15 protein-coding genes are annotated in these 17,461 nt (G+C 58.3%); 7 read left to right on the forward strand and 8 right to left on the reverse strand.

Annotated features, from left to right (window positions below):
- Positions 1 to 141: 141 nt before the first annotated feature.
- The 6 genes from AACR93_RS12795 (at position 142) to AACR93_RS12820 (ending at position 6,116) form a co-directional block, all read left to right on the forward strand.
- A complete protein-coding gene (locus AACR93_RS12795; protein WP_043849572.1) occupies positions 142 to 684 on the forward strand; it encodes a fimbrial protein in 543 nt (180 codons plus the stop codon).
- 99 nt (positions 685 to 783) lie between these two features.
- The gene (locus AACR93_RS12800) at positions 784 to 1,173 is read left to right on the forward strand and encodes a hypothetical protein (protein WP_043849573.1); all 390 of its coding nucleotides are present in this window, start codon (positions 784 to 786) and stop codon (positions 1,171 to 1,173) included.
- 67 nt (positions 1,174 to 1,240) lie between these two features.
- Complete coding sequence (locus AACR93_RS12805) at positions 1,241 to 3,775, forward strand: fimbria/pilus outer membrane usher protein (RefSeq protein ID WP_043849574.1); 2,535 nt, start codon at positions 1,241 to 1,243, stop codon at positions 3,773 to 3,775.
- A gap of 10 nt (positions 3,776 to 3,785) precedes the next feature.
- Entirely contained in the window at positions 3,786 to 4,517 is a 732-nt protein-coding gene (locus AACR93_RS12810) for a fimbrial biogenesis chaperone (protein WP_043849575.1), read from the forward strand.
- Between the two features lie 4 nt (positions 4,518 to 4,521).
- Entirely contained in the window at positions 4,522 to 5,553 is a 1,032-nt protein-coding gene (locus AACR93_RS12815) for a fimbrial protein (protein WP_043849576.1), read from the forward strand.
- A gap of 11 nt (positions 5,554 to 5,564) precedes the next feature.
- Positions 5,565 to 6,116, forward strand: coding sequence for a fimbrial protein (locus tag AACR93_RS12820; RefSeq protein ID WP_043849577.1), 552 nt, complete (start codon positions 5,565 to 5,567; stop codon positions 6,114 to 6,116).
- 2 nt (positions 6,117 to 6,118) lie between these two features.
- Here the strand turns inward: AACR93_RS12820 and AACR93_RS12825 are convergent, their stop codons facing one another.
- The 7 genes from AACR93_RS12825 to AACR93_RS12855 all read right to left on the reverse strand — a co-directional run bounded on the left by AACR93_RS12825 (position 6,119) and on the right by AACR93_RS12855 (position 14,682).
- Entirely contained in the window at positions 6,119 to 7,354 is a 1,236-nt protein-coding gene (locus AACR93_RS12825) for a winged helix-turn-helix domain-containing protein (protein ID WP_043849578.1), read from the reverse strand.
- Positions 7,355 to 7,655: 301 nt separating this feature from the next.
- A complete protein-coding gene (locus AACR93_RS12830; RefSeq protein WP_043849579.1) occupies positions 7,656 to 9,053 on the reverse strand; it encodes an AMP-binding protein in 1,398 nt (465 codons plus the stop codon).
- Complete coding sequence (menC, locus tag AACR93_RS12835) at positions 9,046 to 9,975, reverse strand: o-succinylbenzoate synthase (RefSeq protein WP_043849580.1); 930 nt, start codon at positions 9,973 to 9,975, stop codon at positions 9,046 to 9,048. The genes AACR93_RS12830 and menC overlap by 8 nt, the downstream gene beginning before the upstream one ends.
- Positions 9,975 to 10,835, reverse strand: coding sequence for a 1,4-dihydroxy-2-naphthoyl-CoA synthase (gene menB, locus AACR93_RS12840; protein WP_041209282.1), 861 nt, complete (start codon positions 10,833 to 10,835; stop codon positions 9,975 to 9,977). The genes menC and menB overlap by 1 nt, the downstream gene beginning before the upstream one ends.
- Positions 10,828 to 11,592 (reverse strand): 2-succinyl-6-hydroxy-2,4-cyclohexadiene-1-carboxylate synthase, encoded by a 765-nt coding sequence (gene menH / locus AACR93_RS12845; protein ID WP_043849581.1) that lies wholly within the window; start codon positions 11,590 to 11,592, stop codon positions 10,828 to 10,830. The genes menB and menH overlap by 8 nt, the downstream gene beginning before the upstream one ends.
- Positions 11,582 to 13,330 (reverse strand): 2-succinyl-5-enolpyruvyl-6-hydroxy-3-cyclohexene-1-carboxylic-acid synthase, encoded by a 1,749-nt coding sequence (gene menD, locus AACR93_RS12850; RefSeq protein WP_043849582.1) that lies wholly within the window; start codon positions 13,328 to 13,330, stop codon positions 11,582 to 11,584. The genes menH and menD overlap by 11 nt, the downstream gene beginning before the upstream one ends.
- Positions 13,331 to 13,362: 32 nt before the next feature.
- A complete protein-coding gene (locus AACR93_RS12855; protein WP_043849583.1) occupies positions 13,363 to 14,682 on the reverse strand; it encodes an isochorismate synthase in 1,320 nt (439 codons plus the stop codon).
- 207 nt (positions 14,683 to 14,889) lie between these two features.
- Between AACR93_RS12855 and AACR93_RS12860 the strand changes: the two genes are divergently transcribed.
- The gene (locus AACR93_RS12860) at positions 14,890 to 15,795 is read left to right on the forward strand and encodes a 1,4-dihydroxy-2-naphthoate polyprenyltransferase (RefSeq protein ID WP_041209279.1); all 906 of its coding nucleotides are present in this window, start codon (positions 14,890 to 14,892) and stop codon (positions 15,793 to 15,795) included.
- Between the two features lie 73 nt (positions 15,796 to 15,868).
- Here the strand turns inward: AACR93_RS12860 and AACR93_RS12865 are convergent, their stop codons facing one another.
- Entirely contained in the window at positions 15,869 to 17,263 is a 1,395-nt protein-coding gene (locus tag AACR93_RS12865) for a PepSY-associated TM helix domain-containing protein (RefSeq protein WP_043849584.1), read from the reverse strand.
- Positions 17,264 to 17,461 lie beyond the last annotated feature (198 nt).

Below are 17,461 nucleotides of genomic sequence, written 5' to 3' on the forward strand. Positions count from 1 at the left end.
GGAGATGTGTATAAGAGACAGGCTTAATGAGGGGCGAGCACCAACAGTTGCTGTGCAGTATATCGCAGCATCACTAAATATCGTGACTCCAGCATGATGTGAGTGATGCAGTACAACACACGTTAATGTAGGTATAAACGAATGAAAGCTAATAAGATTCTGGTTGCTATGGGTGTTGGTTCCATGCTGCTGTGCGGCTCCGCTTTTGCTGCTGGCGGCGCTGGTTCAGGTAAAGTCACCTTTAACGGTGAAATCATCAACGCCCCTTGCTCTGTAGCCCCTGAGTCTGTTGACCAGGTAGTTGAAATGGGTCAGATCAGCACTAAAGAGCTGGCCAATGGTGGTGAGTCCAGCTCCAAGCCGTTCAGCATCAAGCTGCTGAACTGTGAAATCTCCGATAAGGATGATGCCGTCAAGGTGACCTTCAGCGGTGCTAAGGACCCGGTAGATTCCACCCTGCTGGTTATCGGTGGTGGTGACGCCGCTGGTGCCGGTATCAAGATGACCGCTCCGGGCGGTGCTCCGATTGTTCTGGGTGCCCCGACAGCCGCCTTCGGTCTGGTAAACGGTAACAACGAGCTGCCCTTCAGCGCTGTGCTGAAAGGTTATGCAAGCCAAGACACCAATCCGCTGAAAGCTGGCGCTTTCACTGCAGTGACCAACTTTACTCTCTCCTACGAGTAATAGAGTGCCTTAACGTGTGACAAGGGTTGTGGTGGTGTGAGCCACCACAACTTCACACATTCTGTTTCCTCACATCGAACCTTGATCATGAAAACTTCAATGATGGCAGCCATAGCGCTGCAGCTGGTGATGATGGCGGGATCAGTCCACGCCAATGAACTCACGGATGGACTAGCCGAATCGGGCTGTACGCTTGAGGTGCTGCGCAGCATTCCGCTGCAGGCTCAGCAACCTGGCACGCTGAAAATCAGCGGCTGTCAGGTTGAAGGGGCGACAGAGGCATTACTGCCTTTTATTTCCATGTCCGTGCGCGGTGCCATGAGCGATGAGCTGGGCATTCTCAACAACGGCCAATATCACAAGGTATCCGGCGAGCGTTTTATTGTTTCGGATATCGTCAACAGTGATCTGGAATTCAATTTGGGGCTAACCAGCAGTCAACTGTTTTTTCCGGACAGCACGACGCTGTTGGAACTCAATTATATGTAAGCAAGCCAATTGCTTAGTGTAGATACCTCATTACGTGAGACCGTTATGCAATTCCTAGAGTGAAAATATGAGCGTTTCAACATCAGACTCTGTGAGAAAAAAACATTATTCAAAAATGGCTTTTATGCTATGCGTGCCAGGCCTGATGGCGGTGGCAAATCACGCATGGGCAGAAACGGAGTTTAATATTGATGCGCTCGATCTGGATGAGCGAACCAAGATCGACCTCTCCCAGTTTGCCGACGAAGGCTATATCCTGCCCGGCGACTATTACCTCGAGATCGAGGTCAACAAGAACAAGCTGCCCCTGCAGAAGATCCCTTTCTACGAGACCGATACAGGTAAGGGAAAGGGCGGGGTTGCCTGCCTGCCGCAAGAGGTGATCCCCAAGCTGGCGCTGACCGACGAGGCTGTCGCCAAGATCGATTCCTGGCACGATGGCCAGTGTGCCAACCTGCTGGCACTGGACGGCGTGGTGATCTCCAACGACATCGGTAACGGTTTGCTGCGCATCGCCGTGCCCCAAGCGTGGATGAAATACAGCGATCCCAACTGGATTCCGCCCGAGCAATGGGATGAAGGGATCACGGGGATGATGCTGGATTACAACATCAATGCCCAGGTCAACGAAGGGGATGGTTACTCCAATCGCAATATCAGCAGCTACGGTACTCTGGGGTTCAATTATGGCGCCTGGCGTCTGCGGGGTGACTATCAGGCCAGCTCTTACTGGGGCGACAATGAGCGGACGTCGACCGAGCTAAACCGCATCTATGCCTATCGTCCGCTGCCGAACATGGCCGCCAAGCTGACGGTAGGTGAGCAGCAGCTCAACTCCCAGCTGATCGATGGTTTCCGCTATACCGGCGTCAACCTGGCCAATGATGAGCGCATGTTGCCGCCTAGTCTGCAGGGTTATGCGCCGGAAGTGAGCGGTATTGCCAAGACCAACGCCAAGGTGACCATCTCCCAGTCCGGCCGGGTCATCTATGAGACCAACGTGCCGGCCGGTCCGTTTCGCATCCAGGGACTGGATAGCTCGGTGCGCGGCCGCCTCGACGTGCGGGTAGAAGAGCAGGATGGCAGCGTCAACTCGTTCCAGGTAGACACTGCGACCGTTCCCTACCTGACTCGCCCCGGCTACGTCCGATACAACCTGGCGGTCGGCGCCCCTTCAGAGCAGAGTGATTCGGTTCATGATGTGCACGGTCCGGCCTTTGTGACCGGTGATTTCTCCTGGGGGGTGGCGAACTCCTGGTCGCTGTACGGTGGCAGCCTGATCGCAGGTGAATACAACTCCATGGGATTGGGTATCGGTCGCGACCTCTATGCGTTTGGTGCCATCTCGGCTGACTTGACCCAATCCATTTCCAAGCTGCCTGGCCTGTCGACCAAGATTGGCCAGTCGGTGCGGGTGAACTACGCCAAGCAGTTCGATGAATACAACAGCTCGATCACCTTTGCAGGTTATCGCTTCTCCCAACATGACTTCATGACCATGTCGCAGTTCCTCAATAACAAGGATCGGTTGGAGAAAAACGAGACTACCTCGAGTGATGACTACAACAACTGGGGTGACAAGGAGCTCTATACCATCACCGCCAACAAGACCTTCTGGGCGGATGATGCGGCCAAGGCGCTGACCGTCTATCTGGACTACACCCATAGAACCTACTGGGATCATGATGCCGAGGATCGCTATGGCCTCTCCATCAACAAGAACGTGAACATCGGCAGCTTCAAGGATGTCTCCGTCTACGTGTCGGCCTACAAGACCAAGACCGAAAACTACGAGGATGACAAGAGCATCATGCTGACCCTGAGCATGCCGATAGGGGACAGAAAGAGCGCGGGATATAGCGTGCAGTCCTCCAATGGCAAGGTGACCCATCTTGCCACTTATCAGGATTACAGCCGGCCGGATGATACCTATCAGCTGGGGGCGGGTGTGCAGAGCAATGGCCACGCCGTGGCGCGGGGCTACTACAACCACAATAGCGACATCGGGGCGGTCAGTCTCAATGCCTATAGCGTGCAGAGCGAATACACCTCGGTCGGGGCCAGCCTGCGTGGTGGCCTGACGGCGACTCAGCACGGCGCGGCCCTACACCAGGCGACCCGCCGTGGTGGTGCCCGCATGATGGTGGATACCGACAAGACCTCTGGCGTCTCCTTCAACAACGGCCGCGCCGTGACCAACCGTTTTGGTGTCGCGGTGATCAGCGACATGACCGATTATCGCAAGAGCGATACCCGGGTCGATGTGGATCAGCTGAGCGATGACATTGATGCGATGAACGCCATCAAGCAGGGGACCCTGACCGAGGGGGCAATTGGGTATAATGCCTTCGAAATTGCGGAAGGGTTCAAGCTGCTGGCCAATGTCAGGCTGCCCGATGGTTCAGTGCCGCCGTTTGGTGCTACCGTCGTCAAGGATTCCGGCCGGGTGCTCTCGGTGGTGGATGAAGATGGCCTGGTCTATCTGACCGGGGTGAAACCGAATGAAACGTTTGAACTCTCATGGGGCGGGGCCCGCCAGTGCAAGATAGTGGCGCCGCAACAAGTAACCGATCTGTCGATGAAGACTCTCACTTGCAAGTAATGGGATACCGATGAAAAAGCTGCTCTCTTATACCTGTCTGGCTGTGCTGGGCATGACCTCTCTCAACGTCAGCGCCGCCATCGTACTGGACCGTACTCGCGCCGTTTATCCGGGCGGTGCCAAGTCCATCAGCCTAAACATCAAGAACGAGAACCAGAAGCTGCCCTACCTGGCGCAGGCTTGGATTGAAGATGCCCAGGGCCAGAAGATCTCTTCTCCTTTCGTGGTGCTGCCGCCGGTACAGCGGGTGGATGCCAACCAAAAGTCCATCGTGCGCATCGCCAGTGTGCCGGCCATCGACAGCCTGCCCAAGGATCGCGAGTCCATCTACTACTTCAACCTGCGCGAAATCCCGCCCAAGAGCGAGAAGAGCAACGTGATGCAGATTGCCGTGCAGTCCAAGATCAAGCTGTTCTATCGTCCTGAGGCCATCCTGCCCGAGCGCGGTGCCGTCTGGCAGGATAAGGTGCTGATCACCAAGCAGGGCAAGGCCCTGAAGGTCAACAACCCGACCCCTTACTACATCACCTACGTGGGCCTCGGCCATCCGCAGGGCAAGGAGCGGACCACCATCAAGGGTTTCTCTGCCTTTATGGTTGCCCCCAAGTCAGAGCAGACGGTCACTATCCCGGAAACCCTGGGCAACGAATTTGTGATCAGCTACGTCAATGACTACGGCGGATATATGGATATCAAATACCAGTGCAAAGGTGAGCGTTGTGAAAGCATTAAAGAGAAATAAACTTATGCTATATAAGGTATCTCTCGCTGGATTATTGGCTGCATTATGTCCAGCGCTCGCATATGGCAATGGCTATGTATATCCGGATAGTGGTACCTACGAATATAATATAGACCTAGGACAATCTGATATTCAAAATAAAAAAGGCTATGTGACCGATCCCCCCATGAAATGGGATTTGGGGCAGCAATATAGTGCTCACATTGACTGTTCAAATGGCCGGATAACTGGTCCTACATATTTCAAAGCTGTCATGAATGAATCCATGTCGCCAATTGGTGATGGTTTTATGAAGTTGAATGAATTTCTTGATATGAAGGTGGAAATATGGTTTGAAGGGGAGCGGATGTCATATGTTACGGCCCCATTCACAGAAGAAAGCAATAGATTGAGATGGACATGTCGTTCTCAATCTGATCGTTTTAGTTATCGTAGCGGTAGTAAAGGAAAAGTCACATTTAGGGTTCGTAAACCAATTATCAATGGTGTGCAGATTGAAGACCGTAAGGTAGTCGAAATGTTTGGTCGTTTAGGTGGAAATGCTGCGAATGGTTACGGGGCTGTGGCTATGTCTCGCATCATAATTAAATCTGCTCTGTTATATGTTCCGGAGAAGTGTGTAATAAATGGTGGGCAGACAATAGAGGTAGAGTTTGGTGATATACCAGGTAGTGGTCTTGATGGCAACAATTTTGAAAAAACATTGCCATTGACCTTCCGCTGTGAAGGGGGGGTGTTTGAAGGTGATGCTCTAAAGATTAACTTGGGTATTTCTGGTAAGCCGACATCATTTAATAAAGAATATTTACGAACCACCAAGGATGGCTATCAAGGCGGGGCAGTAATTCCAGAACTGGGGATCAGATTCAAACAACTGGACGGCTCCCCATTGTTATTAAACAAATTTTATCCGGTTTCTATGCAGGGCAATATCGGTGATTGGGGCTTTATCGCTGCGCCAGTAACACCCGCAGGAGCGGATATCCCGGCAGGTGACTTTTACGCCACAGCCACTATCGTTGCAGAGTTCCAATGAGGGGTCATTTTATGCTACGGACATTGTGGATAGGCTTGGCTGTGTGCCCACTGTTGGCGGTAACAGCAGCCCCCCGTGCTAGCAATGACTTGGAATTGTTGGGTAACACAGTTCATCTTCACGGCCGTATCATCGATCAACCCTGTGTAATTGCCCCTGAGTCGCTCGATCAGGCGGTGGACATGGGCGTGGTCGATGTCAAGCAGCTCTATGCCAACGGGGCCGGGGAGCAGGTACCTTTCTCCATCCGGCTGACCAACTGCAAGCCCGGAATCTTCCGTATGGCCAAGGTGACCTTTACCGGCTCGCAGGATACCCAACTCAGCGGCGGGTTGGCATTCACGGCCGGGATTGCCAAGGGGGCTGGTATCCGCCTATATGATGTGACTCAATCACCCCTGAATTTGGGTACTGCCTCTCGCGGCTATCTGCTGGGAGGTACGGCAGATAATCAGCTGCAATTCTTTGCTCGGGTTGAAGGGCATCCGGCGGCTCTGGCGGCTAAGAACATTCAGCCTGGCGACTATTCTGCCGTCGCCAATTTCATCATTGCTTATGAATAAACTCAGAAGTCGTTGCGCTGGATGACTTTTGAGTTACCAAGGCTGGGCCAGGTGATGACACCCCCCAGATAACTGGAGAGGTAAATTCCGCCAGGCAATTGAATGAATTGGGACTTTTGTTTAGGTGGCGTCAGCGCAGCCACTAGAGTGGCTACCATACCGTTATTGGTCAGTGCCTGCTGATCAATGAAATTGACAATGGTATTTTTTACCTCGACCGAAATATCGCCATTATCCCGCTCCAGATCCCCGACGGAATCCATATTGAACAGTATCTTTCCCTGATTGTCGGTCGCTATCATGGTTGCCACAACTATTTCCCTGTTCATGGTTACAATGAATTTACTCTTTCTGGTTATCTCTACCCAGTTGTCCGGTGCCTGACAATTTCTGTGATATCTGACAGTGGTGTCTGGATTGTTGTAATAGTTGTGGGAAACATTCTCTACCTGTTTGGTCATGGTTGTGATGACGCATTGCACTTCTTCAGCCACCGGATGACCACTGCGCAGTAAAAAAACATTCTCTGATAATTTTCTGCGATTATTATCGATGGAAAAATAGCTGATGGCTTCTTTGCCGACTAAAATGGAAATCTGCTCATCAGCCTTGCGCGAAATACGCTTTATCAAGGGGGCTATTGAATCTATTTTGACATTCAGCGCTTTTTCTGTGTCGCTGGTCATATAGAGAGAAATCTGGCTGAGATTGATAGTGCGCAACGTATTTGCCGTCAGATAGTTATAAATAAAGATGGCCAGCGAAGTCAGTGAAACTAGCAGCAATACAAACAGCAGAATACGTTTGGGGTTGAAATAGCGGTCATATTTTCGGCGAGTATATTGCCGTCTGGCTTGAGGGGGATGGGAAGTCATTGCCGCTTGAGTTTCTTCATTTGACGTTGGTTCTTCCGTTTCACCTGCTGCCTCAATAGGGGCACAAAAGATATATCCCACTCGCGGAATAGTGTCGATAGCATCCATCAAACTGAATGATTCCAGCTTTCTTCTCAATGAGAGGATCTGCCGGTTCAAATTGGTGTCGGTATTGTCCTGATTGGGCCACAAGGCATCCTGCAGCTTGCTTCTGGGAATGACAGTACCTGCCTCATCACACAGCATTTCGAGCAGCTCGGCTTCCTTGTTGCTGAGCTTGATGTCCTTGTCTCCTTTTGAGAGTCGGAATATTGCAGCGGAGAAAAAGATATCCTCTGCAATTTTATAAATTTTGTTACTCATGTGTGACTCGTCTTACTGCCAAGGAGTGCATTTTACCACCATGCAGTCTTTGTTCAAATAATGATAAATTACTGATTTCCTTTACTATCAACCAGTTACCTCATTGCTTAAACGCATGGCGGGAGATATGGTACTACAGCTCATTAATTTGGTTCAAAAAATGTGCAAAAAAATGGCCATTTATGTAATCGTTCTCACTTACTCCTGCCTGTGCGGGAAATTTTGACGCCGTCAGCATTTTCTTTCGAATAATGTGCGTATTTGGATGACTCTTGCATGCCGGTTTTTGTCGCATGGCCGATTATTGCGCCTTAAAAAAATTCTGATATTGCTTGCGCTGGGGTTTGAGATTACCGCCGAGATTGGGCCAGGGGAGCCAGCGGTCGGGCACCATAAAGCCGGGCAGGCTGGTGCGGATCCAGGCTGCCAGCTCGGGGTAGGGGACCGGTTCGCCGTGCCAGTCGATAAAGGCGGCGGGGCGCTGCCCCCACTCGTCGCTTGGTACCGGCACCACCAGTGCTTGGGCGACGGCCGGGTGGTCCACCAGCCGCTGCTCTATGGTCTCGGGCTGGATATTCTCCCCGCCCGAGATAAAGAGGTTGTCGAGTCGCCCCTCTACCACCAGTTCGCCGTTCTCGATGAAGTGGCCCTTGTCGCGGGTATGAAACCAGCCATCCCCATCAAGCGGCAGCTCGAGAGTTCCATCGCGGTAGTAACCGGCAAACAGGGTGGCACCGCGCACGCAGATCTCCTGCTCCCTGATGCACACCTCCCGTCCCGGCAGTGGGTGGCCGACCACACCGGCATTGCCGGGGATGGTGGTGCAGACCTGACTGCCCATCTCGGAGAGGCCATAACTCACCTTGGGTTCGAGTCCCATGGCGCAGAGACGGCTCACCAGCGGTTGCGGGATGGCGGCACCACCGAGCAGCAGCTCGCGCAGGCGAGTGCGGGCGGGGTCAAAGCCCTCTGCCAGCAGGCGCCAGAGCTGGGTCGGCACCAGCGAGAGATGGGTGATGGGTTGCTGTTCAAGCCGCGCCTTGAGCGGCTGAGTGCGATCGTCCAGCACCAGAGTGGCGCCCGCCAGAAAAACCCGAAACAGGATGGCGTAACCGCCAACGTGAAACAGCGGCAGGGAGAGCAGCCAGCCGCACCCCTGATCGAGGGGGATCAGAGCGGCTGAACCGCGAGCCGAAGCCAGATGGTTGGCCAGCCGGTGTACCACGGCCTTCGGCGTACCGCTGGAGCCTGAGGTGAGGATCATGTTGTTGAGCTGGGCTGGCACCAGCATGCAGCTACTTTCGTCTGCTGCCAGCTCATGGGCGAAGTCGAGGCGCAAGGGTTGCCAGCTGCCCGTCGGGATCTCGCCAGCCGACCAGAAGGCAGTGGCATCGAGCAGGGTTGCCAGCTCGGCCTGCCGCGCCAGCGGAAAGGCGGGATTGAGCGGACAGAAGATGATGCCGCTGCGCACGCAGGCCCACGCCAGCAGCACATCCTGCTGCGCGCCGCGTACTACCGCAGCAAGGTGATCGCCGCGCTGGAGCCCAGCTTGTGCCAGCTGCTGGCACAGGCTGTTGATGTGGCGATCGAGCTGGCGATAGCTGAGCGGGGTTGGGCCATAAATGGCGATATGGTCGGGCGTGAGCCCTGCCCAGTGGCGTACCGGGCAGGGTTCCTTGCTGTGGGCGGGCTCAATCACGGAGAAACAGCTGGGTCAGTTGGCTCACGTCGGGCTTGCCATCGCTATCGAGCAGATCCCCCGCCATCCAGCGACGGGTATCGAGACCGGGAGCCTGCTCTGGCGCCCACTCACCCGCCAGACGGGCGAGCTGATTCAGCCCGAGACCCGACTCGAAGCAGGAGGAGATGATCACCTTGAGTCGCAGCTCGCGGGCACGGTTGACCAGCGCTTCGATGTTGGCGAGCGAGCCAAGCAGGGTGGGTTTGAGCACCAGCGCCTTCAGCTGCGGGATGGGTTCCCATGGCTTGCCCTGTGCCAAAAGTTCGTCCAGCGCTACCGGCATGCCGGTGCGGTTGGCAACGAAGGCGATATCGGCGAAGTCGGCACAAGGGTCTTCCAGATACTCGATGCGGTTCGGGTCGAGATGGCCGCAGAAGGTCCATGCCTCCTCGCGGGTCCAGCCCTGGTTGGCATCCAGCACCAGTTTGAGAGAGGGCACCCGATCGCACAGCAGGCGGATCAGCGCCAGCTCGTCACGCATCGGATAGCGGGCTACCTTCAGCTTGGCCTTGCTGGGGGTGCTGTGGAGCCACTCTTTCCAGTTTTTCAGCAGCTCTTGCGGCGAGCCCTGAATAAGGGGGTAAGGCGCGGGCAGCGGGTTGCTCTGCTCCGGCCATTTGCGGCGTGCGCAGTCGAGGCCAAATTGCACCGACGGCAGCACGGGATTCGGGGTATCTCCGGCGGCCAGGGCCGCCAGAGCGGCGAGCGCTTCCTGCTCCGCCTGTTGCAGGCTCTCTTGCGAGAAGCCGGGCAGGGGGGCAATTTCCCCCCAGCCGTTGTTGATGCGCACCAACAGCCCCTCTCGCGCCACCTCCACCTTGCCGTGAAAGGTCAGTGGCTGGGTAAAAGGCAGTTGATAGCGATAGAGGGCTAGTGTCATCAGGGGTTCCGCTTGTATTTGGAGAAGTCGGGACGGCGTTTTTCGTTGAACGCGTTGCGCCCTTCCTGACCCTCTTCGGTCATGTAGAACAGCATGGTGGCATTGCCAGCCAGCTCCTGCAACCCTGCCTGACCGTCACAATCGGCATTGAGGGCCGCTTTCAGGCAGCGCAGCGCCATCGGGCTGTTTTGCAGCATCTCGCGGCACCAGCGCACGGTTTCGCGCTCCAGATCCGCCAGTGGCACGACGGTGTTGACCAGACCCATGTCGAGGGCTTGCCGGGCATCGTACATGCGGCAGAGGAACCAGATCTCGCGGGCTTTCTTCTGGCCGACGATGCGAGCCATGTAGGAGGCGCCCCAACCGCCGTCGAAGGAGCCCACTTTCGGACCGGTCTGGCCAAACTGGGCGTTGTCGGCGGCGATGGTCAGGTCACACATCATGTGCAGCACGTGGCCGCCACCGACCGCATAGCCGGCCACCATGGCCACCACCGGTTTCGGGCAGGTGCGGATGTCGCGCTGGAAGTCGAGCACGTTGAGATGATGAGTCCCCTCGTCATCGCGGTAGCCACCGTAGTCGCCGCGGATCTTCTGGTCGCCACCGGCGCAGAAGGCCTTCTCGCCGAAACCGGTCAGGATGATGGTACCGACCTGATCGTCATAACGGGCATCGGCCAGCGCCTGCAGCATCTCTTTGACGGTGCGGGGACGGAAGGCGTTGCGTACCTGGGGGCGGTTGATAGTGATCTTGGCAATGCCATCGCCGGACTTGTGATAGAGGATGTCCTCGTAACCGGCGGAGCAATCACGCCACTCGACAGGTGCGTAGAGTTCCGCTTCAGTCATTGCTTCAATCATGACTCTTCTCTTCTTGTTGTTGGTTGACCCACTCCGCAAGGAGTCGGGCAAAAGCCTCGGGCTGGTGGGCATGCAGGTTGTGGCCGCCATCCAGCTCCAAGTGGTTGATTTTGCGATGCTGACTCGCCATGAGGCAAGCCAGCTGATGGAATTTGTGATCCCGCTTGCCGCTGACATACGTGACAGGCAACCCGCCTTGCGCCAGCCAGGAAGCGAGATCCGGCTGCTTGCCAAGGGAGGTGGCGCGCAGCATGGTGGCCACGGCCTTGCCGTCGTTGCCAAGGCGGCGAGCGATCTGGCGAGCACGGGCTGCCTCATCGAGATCGGCAAATACCCCTTGCCGATACCAGTCTTCCAGCACATCAGCCAGGGGCTCGCGCTCGAAGCGCGCTGCCCAGCTCTCATCGTGGGCGATGCGGGCGGCCCGCTCAACGGCTGGCAGCCCCGGGTGGCAGTTCTCCAGCAGCAGTCCCGATAGCCCCACCGGCTCACGGCTGGCGTGGTAGAGGGCCAGTCGCCCGCCCAGCGAGTAGCCGACCAGCAGGTAGCGCTCGATACCGCGACTGGCTAGCTCGCGGCACAGCCACTGGTGACTCTGCTCGAAGTCGTTGACCCGCAGCTCGTGATGCTGGCCGTGACCCGGCAGGTCGAGGGCAATGCAGTGGTGGCCGGGCAGGCGGTCAATGACCGGTTGCCAGTCGTTTGCATCGCCGAGCAGACCGTGCAGCAGAACCAGCTGTGTGTCGTTACAGCTCACGGATGGTGGCTCCTAATGCCTTGAGATCATCGGCCACCTGCTCGCTCGGTACCCTGATCTCGATCAGGGTAACGCCACCCTTGAGGGCCAAACCGTACGCCTGCTCGAACCCGGCCAGGGTCGTCGGCGCGCGGTAGGCGAGGCCAAACATGGCGGCGGTATGTTCAAAGCTAAGGCCGTGGGGCAGCCGGTAGTAGCTCTCCAGCAGCTCCCCTTCGGTGGGCACCGGCAACATGCGAAAGATGCTGCCGCCATCGTTGTTGAGCAGGATCACCACCAGCGGCTGGCTCGCCTTGCTGAGCAGGGCCAGGCTGTTGAGATCGTGCAGGGCGCTCAGATCGCCGATCAGCAGGGTGGTGGGCTGGTTGCTGCTTTGCGCAAATCCGTAAGCGGTTGCGATGAGGCCGTCGATGCCGGAGGCGCCGCGGTTGGTCATCACCCGGCTCGGCCCCTTGCCCGTTTCGCCGAGCATGTCCATCAACCGGGCCGGCATGCTGTTGCCGACAAAGAGCTGCCCCTCGATAAGGCTATTGATGCGATGGCAGACTCCGAGCTCGGAAAAGCGATCGCAGGCGGCGGCTATTGCCTGACCGACCGGTTGCAGCAGCGTTGGCAACCGATGCCAGGGAGCCTTGCTGGCCGTGACCGGATGGGCAGAGGCAAAAGCGCCGGCGTTGCAGAGCAGGCGGTTGCGCAGCCGGTGGTCGGGATCGAGCCGCGCCGGCTGCGGATCCACCAGCCAGTAGTCGTGCCACGCCTGCTGCTTGATGAACTGGCCAAGGCGCTTGGAGACCAGTCGAGCGCCAAATTGCAGCAGCACCTCGGCACGGCCCAGCTCGGCGGCCACGGCTGCATTGTTGAGGGCGAGATCCAGCTCGATCAGATTGCGGCGATCGAAGCGCAGCTGGCTCTGGATATCGGCCAGCAGCGGCCAGCCAAGCCGCTCCGCCAGCTCGGCGGCAGCCTCTGCTTGCTGCGGGTCGGTAATGCGACCGGCAACAACGATGCCGCGCTTTTGCCGAAAGTTTTCCCACTCAGCCTGAGGGGGGCAGGTCGGCTCGCTCTGTTGCCACGGGCTCCAGGGCGTCTGCGAGCTGAGCCAGTCACCGAGGGGGGCCAGATAGTCGGAGAAATCCTGATAGTGCTCGCCCGGGTAGAGGGGCTCGGGGTACATGCAGTTGAAGTGCACCACCCCGGGGATGAGCGCCTGCCTGGCCAAGGCTTGATCTACCGAGCTCAGCACAAACGCCGCCGGAATGGTCGGGGTGGGGCTCGGCAGGTTCTGCTGATAGACGGGGTAGCGGCCGAAGATCCCTTGCTGGTCGATCGCCTGATTGGCGCCGTTGTCGATAAGCTCGTGGGGACGATCGGCGGAGAGAATAATCAGCGGCACACCGGTGAGCTGGGCCTCGGCCACCGCGGGCCAGAGGTTGGCCACCGCGGTGCCCGAGGTCATGATCACCGCCACCGGGCGATTGCTCCCCTTGCCCAGCCCGAGCGCCATAAAGCCGAGGCCGCGCTCGTCAAAGTGCAGATGGCGGCGAAAACCGGTATGGGCGGCTGCCGCCATGGTCAGCGGCGCGGAGCGGGAGCCGGGAGCCAGCACCAGATCGCGCACGCCGAGGCGAAAGAGCTCCTCCAGCAACAGGGAGGACCAGACGTGGTTGAAGGTGGCGTGCTGATTTGAAAACGGGCGGCAGGCAAACACTTCGCTGGCTGGCTCTTTACGGGTGGGCATAGGGGCTCTCGTGGCGTGAAAAGGGTAAATGACTATCCCAGCAGGGAGAGCACATTGGCGATCTTGTTGTCGAGCTCGGCCCACTCTGCGGCAGGCTCGGAACCGGCGACGATGCCGGCACCGGCAAACAGGGTGACGCTGCCGGGCTGGATGCGGGCGCTGCGGATGGCGACCGAAAACTCCGAGGTCTCCCGGCTCAGCATGCCGCAGGCGCCGGCATACCAGCCGCGCTCGTAGGGTTCGAACTCTCGGATAAAGGCGAGCGCCGCCTCGCGCGGCGCACCGCCCACCGCCGGAGTCGGGTGGAGGGCGTCGAGCAGTTGCCAGTCACAGACGCCGGGTTTTAGCTCGGCTTCGATATCGCACTTGAGGTGTTGCAGCAGCCGCAGTTTGAGAATGCGCGGCTCGGTCAGGGTGGCATCGTGGGCCAGCGGCGCCAGTCGGCTCAGGATGTCGGCGTGAACCAGCCGGTTCTCCAGCCGGTTTTTGCTGTCGGTGAGCAGCTCGGTGGCCAGCACTTCATCGGTCGCCTCGTCGCCGGAGCGGCGAATGGTGCCCGCCAGCGCCTCGGTAAAAAGGTGGCGCTCCTCGCGGCGGTAGAGCCGCTCGGGGGAGCAGGCGATAAAGGCTTGCTCTGGAGAGAATTGAAAACCGAAGTGGAAGCAATCCTGTGCGTGGTTGGCCCACTGATCCAGCATGGCCCAGGGATTGATCTGGCCGGCGTCGTGCTGGCTGGTCAGCACGCTTTCGCGCGACAACACCACCTTGGGGGTGCTGGCCTGAAAGTCGGGGGCGGTGACTCGCTCTACCAGCGTCTGCCAGCGCTCGGGGCCGGGGCAGTCGTGACGATGCCAGCGCTGTTTTTGCAGCGGGGGCAGCGGCGCTTCCGGTTGCAGCGCATCGAGGGCGGTTTCGGCCGCGTACAACTCCTGCTCCAGATTGTCGCCGGTCAGCCAGAGGTTGAGGCAGAGGCTGACGCACTCGCCGCGGCGCACCAGCTCGATGCGCGGCAGTACGAAACGACAGGCGCCAAAGCCCTGCCAGCCCGGCTGGGTCGGGTCGAACGCCAGACCGCCATAGTAGCGGGGGCTGTCATCATGGGGCTCTGCCGTGTTGCTGCATACCTGACGGATATCTTCCGGCGCAGTCAGCTCCTGAATGGCGCCCAGCGCGACATATTCGGGGCTGCTCTGGCCACGGGCATGCCAATAGATACGCGGATAGAGGGTTTGCGCCGCGAGCCAGCCCAGAAAAGAGCGGATCTCGAACGTCACGCGCAGCCGCACGAAGCCGCTGGCCTTGCTGTGACGCAGGGCGTCCAGTTGTTGCTTGATATGGGTCTGAGCCAACATGGATTCTTGTCTGAGCCGGATAGTAACGGCCGATCCCGCAGCGGGATGCCGTAGGTTTATGCCAAAGGCGATGATTTCCTATATATTATCTGCCCATTCGTCCATGTAAATCGCCCGAGGGTGCTGCACTCTCAGGGGCCAAGTATACCCAAATCCGGTTCGATAACCCTTAATCCGATCAATATCCGATAGTTTGGCCATCACAATATGACAAATAACGTATCTGTTTGGTTGCTGGCGGCGCGTTTGCGCACCTTGCCGCTCGCCTGCTCCTCCATCCTGCTGGGCTCCGGGCTGGCTGCCAGCCGCGGTGCCTTCGATGGCACCATCATGGCGCTCTCCCTGCTGACCGCCATCCTGCTGCAGATCCTCTCCAATCTGGCCAACGACTATGGCGATGCGGTCTCCGGCGCCGACAATGGTGAGCGGATCGGGCCACAACGGGCGGTCGTTTCCGGCCTGATCACCCGCAAGCAGATGTGCGTGGCGATGGCGTTGACCGCGCTGGCGGCGGTGGCCAGCGGCCTGCTGCTGCTCGGCTGCGCCTTTGGTGGCCAGTGGTTGCAGATCCTAACCTTCGTGGTGCTGGGTGGTGCGGCCATTGTCGCGGCAGTGACCTACACGGTTGGCAAGACTCCCTATGGCTACCGCGGTTTTGGCGATATCTCGGTGTTCCTCTTCTTTGGCCTGCTCGGGGTGCTCGGCTCCTACTACCTCTTTACCAAGACGCTGGAGCTGGATCTGCTGCTCCCTGCGACAGCCTGTGGCCTGCTGGCGACCGCGGTGCTCAACATCAACAATGTGCGTGATATCGAGACTGATGCCGCCAGCGGCAAGATCACTCTGGCAGTTCGCCTTGGCCGCAATCGTGCCATCGCCTATCACTGGGTGCTGCTGGGGGCGGCGCTGCTGGCGACCATCGCCTTTATCCTGACCCAGCCCGCCAGCTTCTGGCCGTGGATCTTCCTGCCTGCCATGAAGCCGCTCACCGATGCTGCCAGAACCCTGCGTGAAAGCTTCGATGGCGAGGTGCTGACCGGTGCCCTCAAGAAGACCGCCATCAGCGCATTTCTGTTCAGCCTGCTGCTCTCCATCGGGTTGGCGCTCTCCTGACCTGCTGGATGGAACGGCGATAAATGAAAAGGGCTCCCGAACGGGAGCCCTTTTTGATCGTTATCGAGGCAGCTCAGCTGGCCTTGGCCAGCGCCGGAGTCCGGCGGGAGAAGAGCAGGGTATCAAGCAGCCAGATGGCGACCAGCGAAGCGCCCACCAGCGGGAAGGCAATGCCCAGCAGGATCAGCAGGGCGATGGCGCCACGCATCGGCGGAAGTTTGGTGGGCAGCGGCGGTGCGGCGAGACGCCCCTGCGGGCGGCGGTACCACCAGATCCAGAGGCCGCTCACGGCGCTGGCCAGCACCATCAGGCAGATGAGCAGCATGGCAAGCTGGTGGGGCCAGCCGTAGAGCTTGCCCATGTGCAGCATGACGCCACTCTCCACCGTTTTGGCGACCGGGCCGTAATCCTGCCAGCGCACATCGGCCAGCACCTTGCCACTGTATTGATCGATATGCAGGGTAGCGTCGTTGCGCGGATCATCGGCAAAGATCGCGATGGTATAGACACCGGTGGTGCCGACCGGCGGGGTGATGCTGTACCCCGGAGTCACCTTCCGGGCAGTGGCGATATCCACCACCTGTTGCAGCGGGATCCGCTGGCTGGCCATCACCATTCCCTCGTGCTCGCCGTGGTTCATGGCGCCGTGATCGTGTCCCTTATCAACCGGCTGCGAGCTGGGCATGGGAGTGTTCTCAACCGCCCAGGGGACAGTCTGCTCGTGGGCCTGATTCAGGCTGCGGGCCTGCGGTGCCGACTTGGGTACCTCGTTCCACATGGCGGCCGGGAAGCGGTTCCAGACCGCGGCAAACTGATCGCCCCAGAAGCCGGTCCAGGTCATGCCGCTCAAGAGCAGCAGCAACAGGAAACCAGCGCCCCAGAAGCCGACAACGGCGTGCAGATCGCGCCACCAGAGGCGGCCACGCTGGCTGACTCTGGGCCAGAGAATACCGCCCACGCCGGGACCCTTGCGCGGCCACCAGAGATAAAGGCCGCTCAACAGCAACACAATGCCCCAGCCGGCTGCCAGCTCGATCAGCCGATCTCCGGTGGTACCGAGCAGCAGCTCGGCGTGCAGTGCGCGAGCGACCGCCTGCAGATTCCACTTGTTATCCATGGTACCGAGCAGGGCGCCGCTGGCGGGATCGAGAAACAGGGTCAGCTCGCGATCCCCCTGATTGACGATGAACTGGGCGCTGGCATCCGGGCTGGCGGGCGGCAGGTATTTGCGCAGGCTGGCGTCCGGCATGGCGATCATCGCCTTGGCCAGCAGCTGGTCGGCACTCAGGGTTTGACTGGCGGGGGTGACCTTCATCAGCTCGGGATACATCAGGTTGTCGAGCTGGGGTTTGAACAGATAGACGATCCCGGTCAGTGACAGCAGGATCAGAAAGGGGGCGACAAAGAGCCCTGCATAGAAGTGCCAGCGCCAGATCCGCTGGTAGTGGTTAGAATCCCTGCTTTTCATTGCCCGTCCTTGTTGAGTGTTCAAACATTTCTGTAGGTGGAAGGTTTGTGGTGGCGCGGATAATAGCAGCAACGTTTCGTTAACTGCAATCACACATTCTGGCTATTCGTCTGACCATGAGAGACGGTGCCGCCAGCGGGATATTCGCGACATAACCCGCTCGGGAAGGGCTGGGGGGAGACCAGATTTATCTGGACT

The organism is Aeromonas sp. L_1B5_3, assembly GCF_963866575.1.
Classification (GTDB): domain Bacteria; phylum Pseudomonadota; class Gammaproteobacteria; order Enterobacterales; family Aeromonadaceae; genus Aeromonas; species Aeromonas jandaei.

Excerpts from the sequence above, each read along its gene's own strand:
- AACR93_RS12795 (WP_043849572.1), top strand. The coding sequence starts at position 142 with ATGAAAGCTAATAAGATTCTGGTTGCTATGGGTGTTGGTTCCATGCTG.
- AACR93_RS12800 (WP_043849573.1), top strand. The coding sequence starts at position 784 with ATGATGGCAGCCATAGCGCTGCAGCTGGTGATGATGGCGGGATCAGTC.
- AACR93_RS12805 (WP_043849574.1), top strand. The coding sequence starts at position 1,241 with ATGAGCGTTTCAACATCAGACTCTGTGAGAAAAAAACATTATTCAAAA.
- AACR93_RS12810 (WP_043849575.1), top strand. The coding sequence starts at position 3,786 with ATGAAAAAGCTGCTCTCTTATACCTGTCTGGCTGTGCTGGGCATGACC.
- AACR93_RS12815 (WP_043849576.1), top strand. The coding sequence starts at position 4,522 with ATGCTATATAAGGTATCTCTCGCTGGATTATTGGCTGCATTATGTCCA.
- AACR93_RS12820 (WP_043849577.1), top strand. The coding sequence starts at position 5,565 with ATGCTACGGACATTGTGGATAGGCTTGGCTGTGTGCCCACTGTTGGCG.
- AACR93_RS12825 (WP_043849578.1), bottom strand. The coding sequence starts at position 7,354 with ATGAGTAACAAAATTTATAAAATTGCAGAGGATATCTTTTTCTCCGCT.
- menC (WP_043849580.1), bottom strand. The coding sequence starts at position 9,975 with ATGACACTAGCCCTCTATCGCTATCAACTGCCTTTTACCCAGCCACTG.
- menB (WP_041209282.1), bottom strand. The coding sequence starts at position 10,835 with ATGATTGAAGCAATGACTGAAGCGGAACTCTACGCACCTGTCGAGTGG.
- menD (WP_043849582.1), bottom strand. The coding sequence starts at position 13,330 with ATGCCCACCCGTAAAGAGCCAGCCAGCGAAGTGTTTGCCTGCCGCCCG.
- AACR93_RS12855 (WP_043849583.1), bottom strand. The coding sequence starts at position 14,682 with ATGTTGGCTCAGACCCATATCAAGCAACAACTGGACGCCCTGCGTCAC.
- AACR93_RS12860 (WP_041209279.1), top strand. The coding sequence starts at position 14,890 with ATGACAAATAACGTATCTGTTTGGTTGCTGGCGGCGCGTTTGCGCACC.
- AACR93_RS12865 (WP_043849584.1), bottom strand. The coding sequence starts at position 17,263 with ATGAAAAGCAGGGATTCTAACCACTACCAGCGGATCTGGCGCTGGCAC.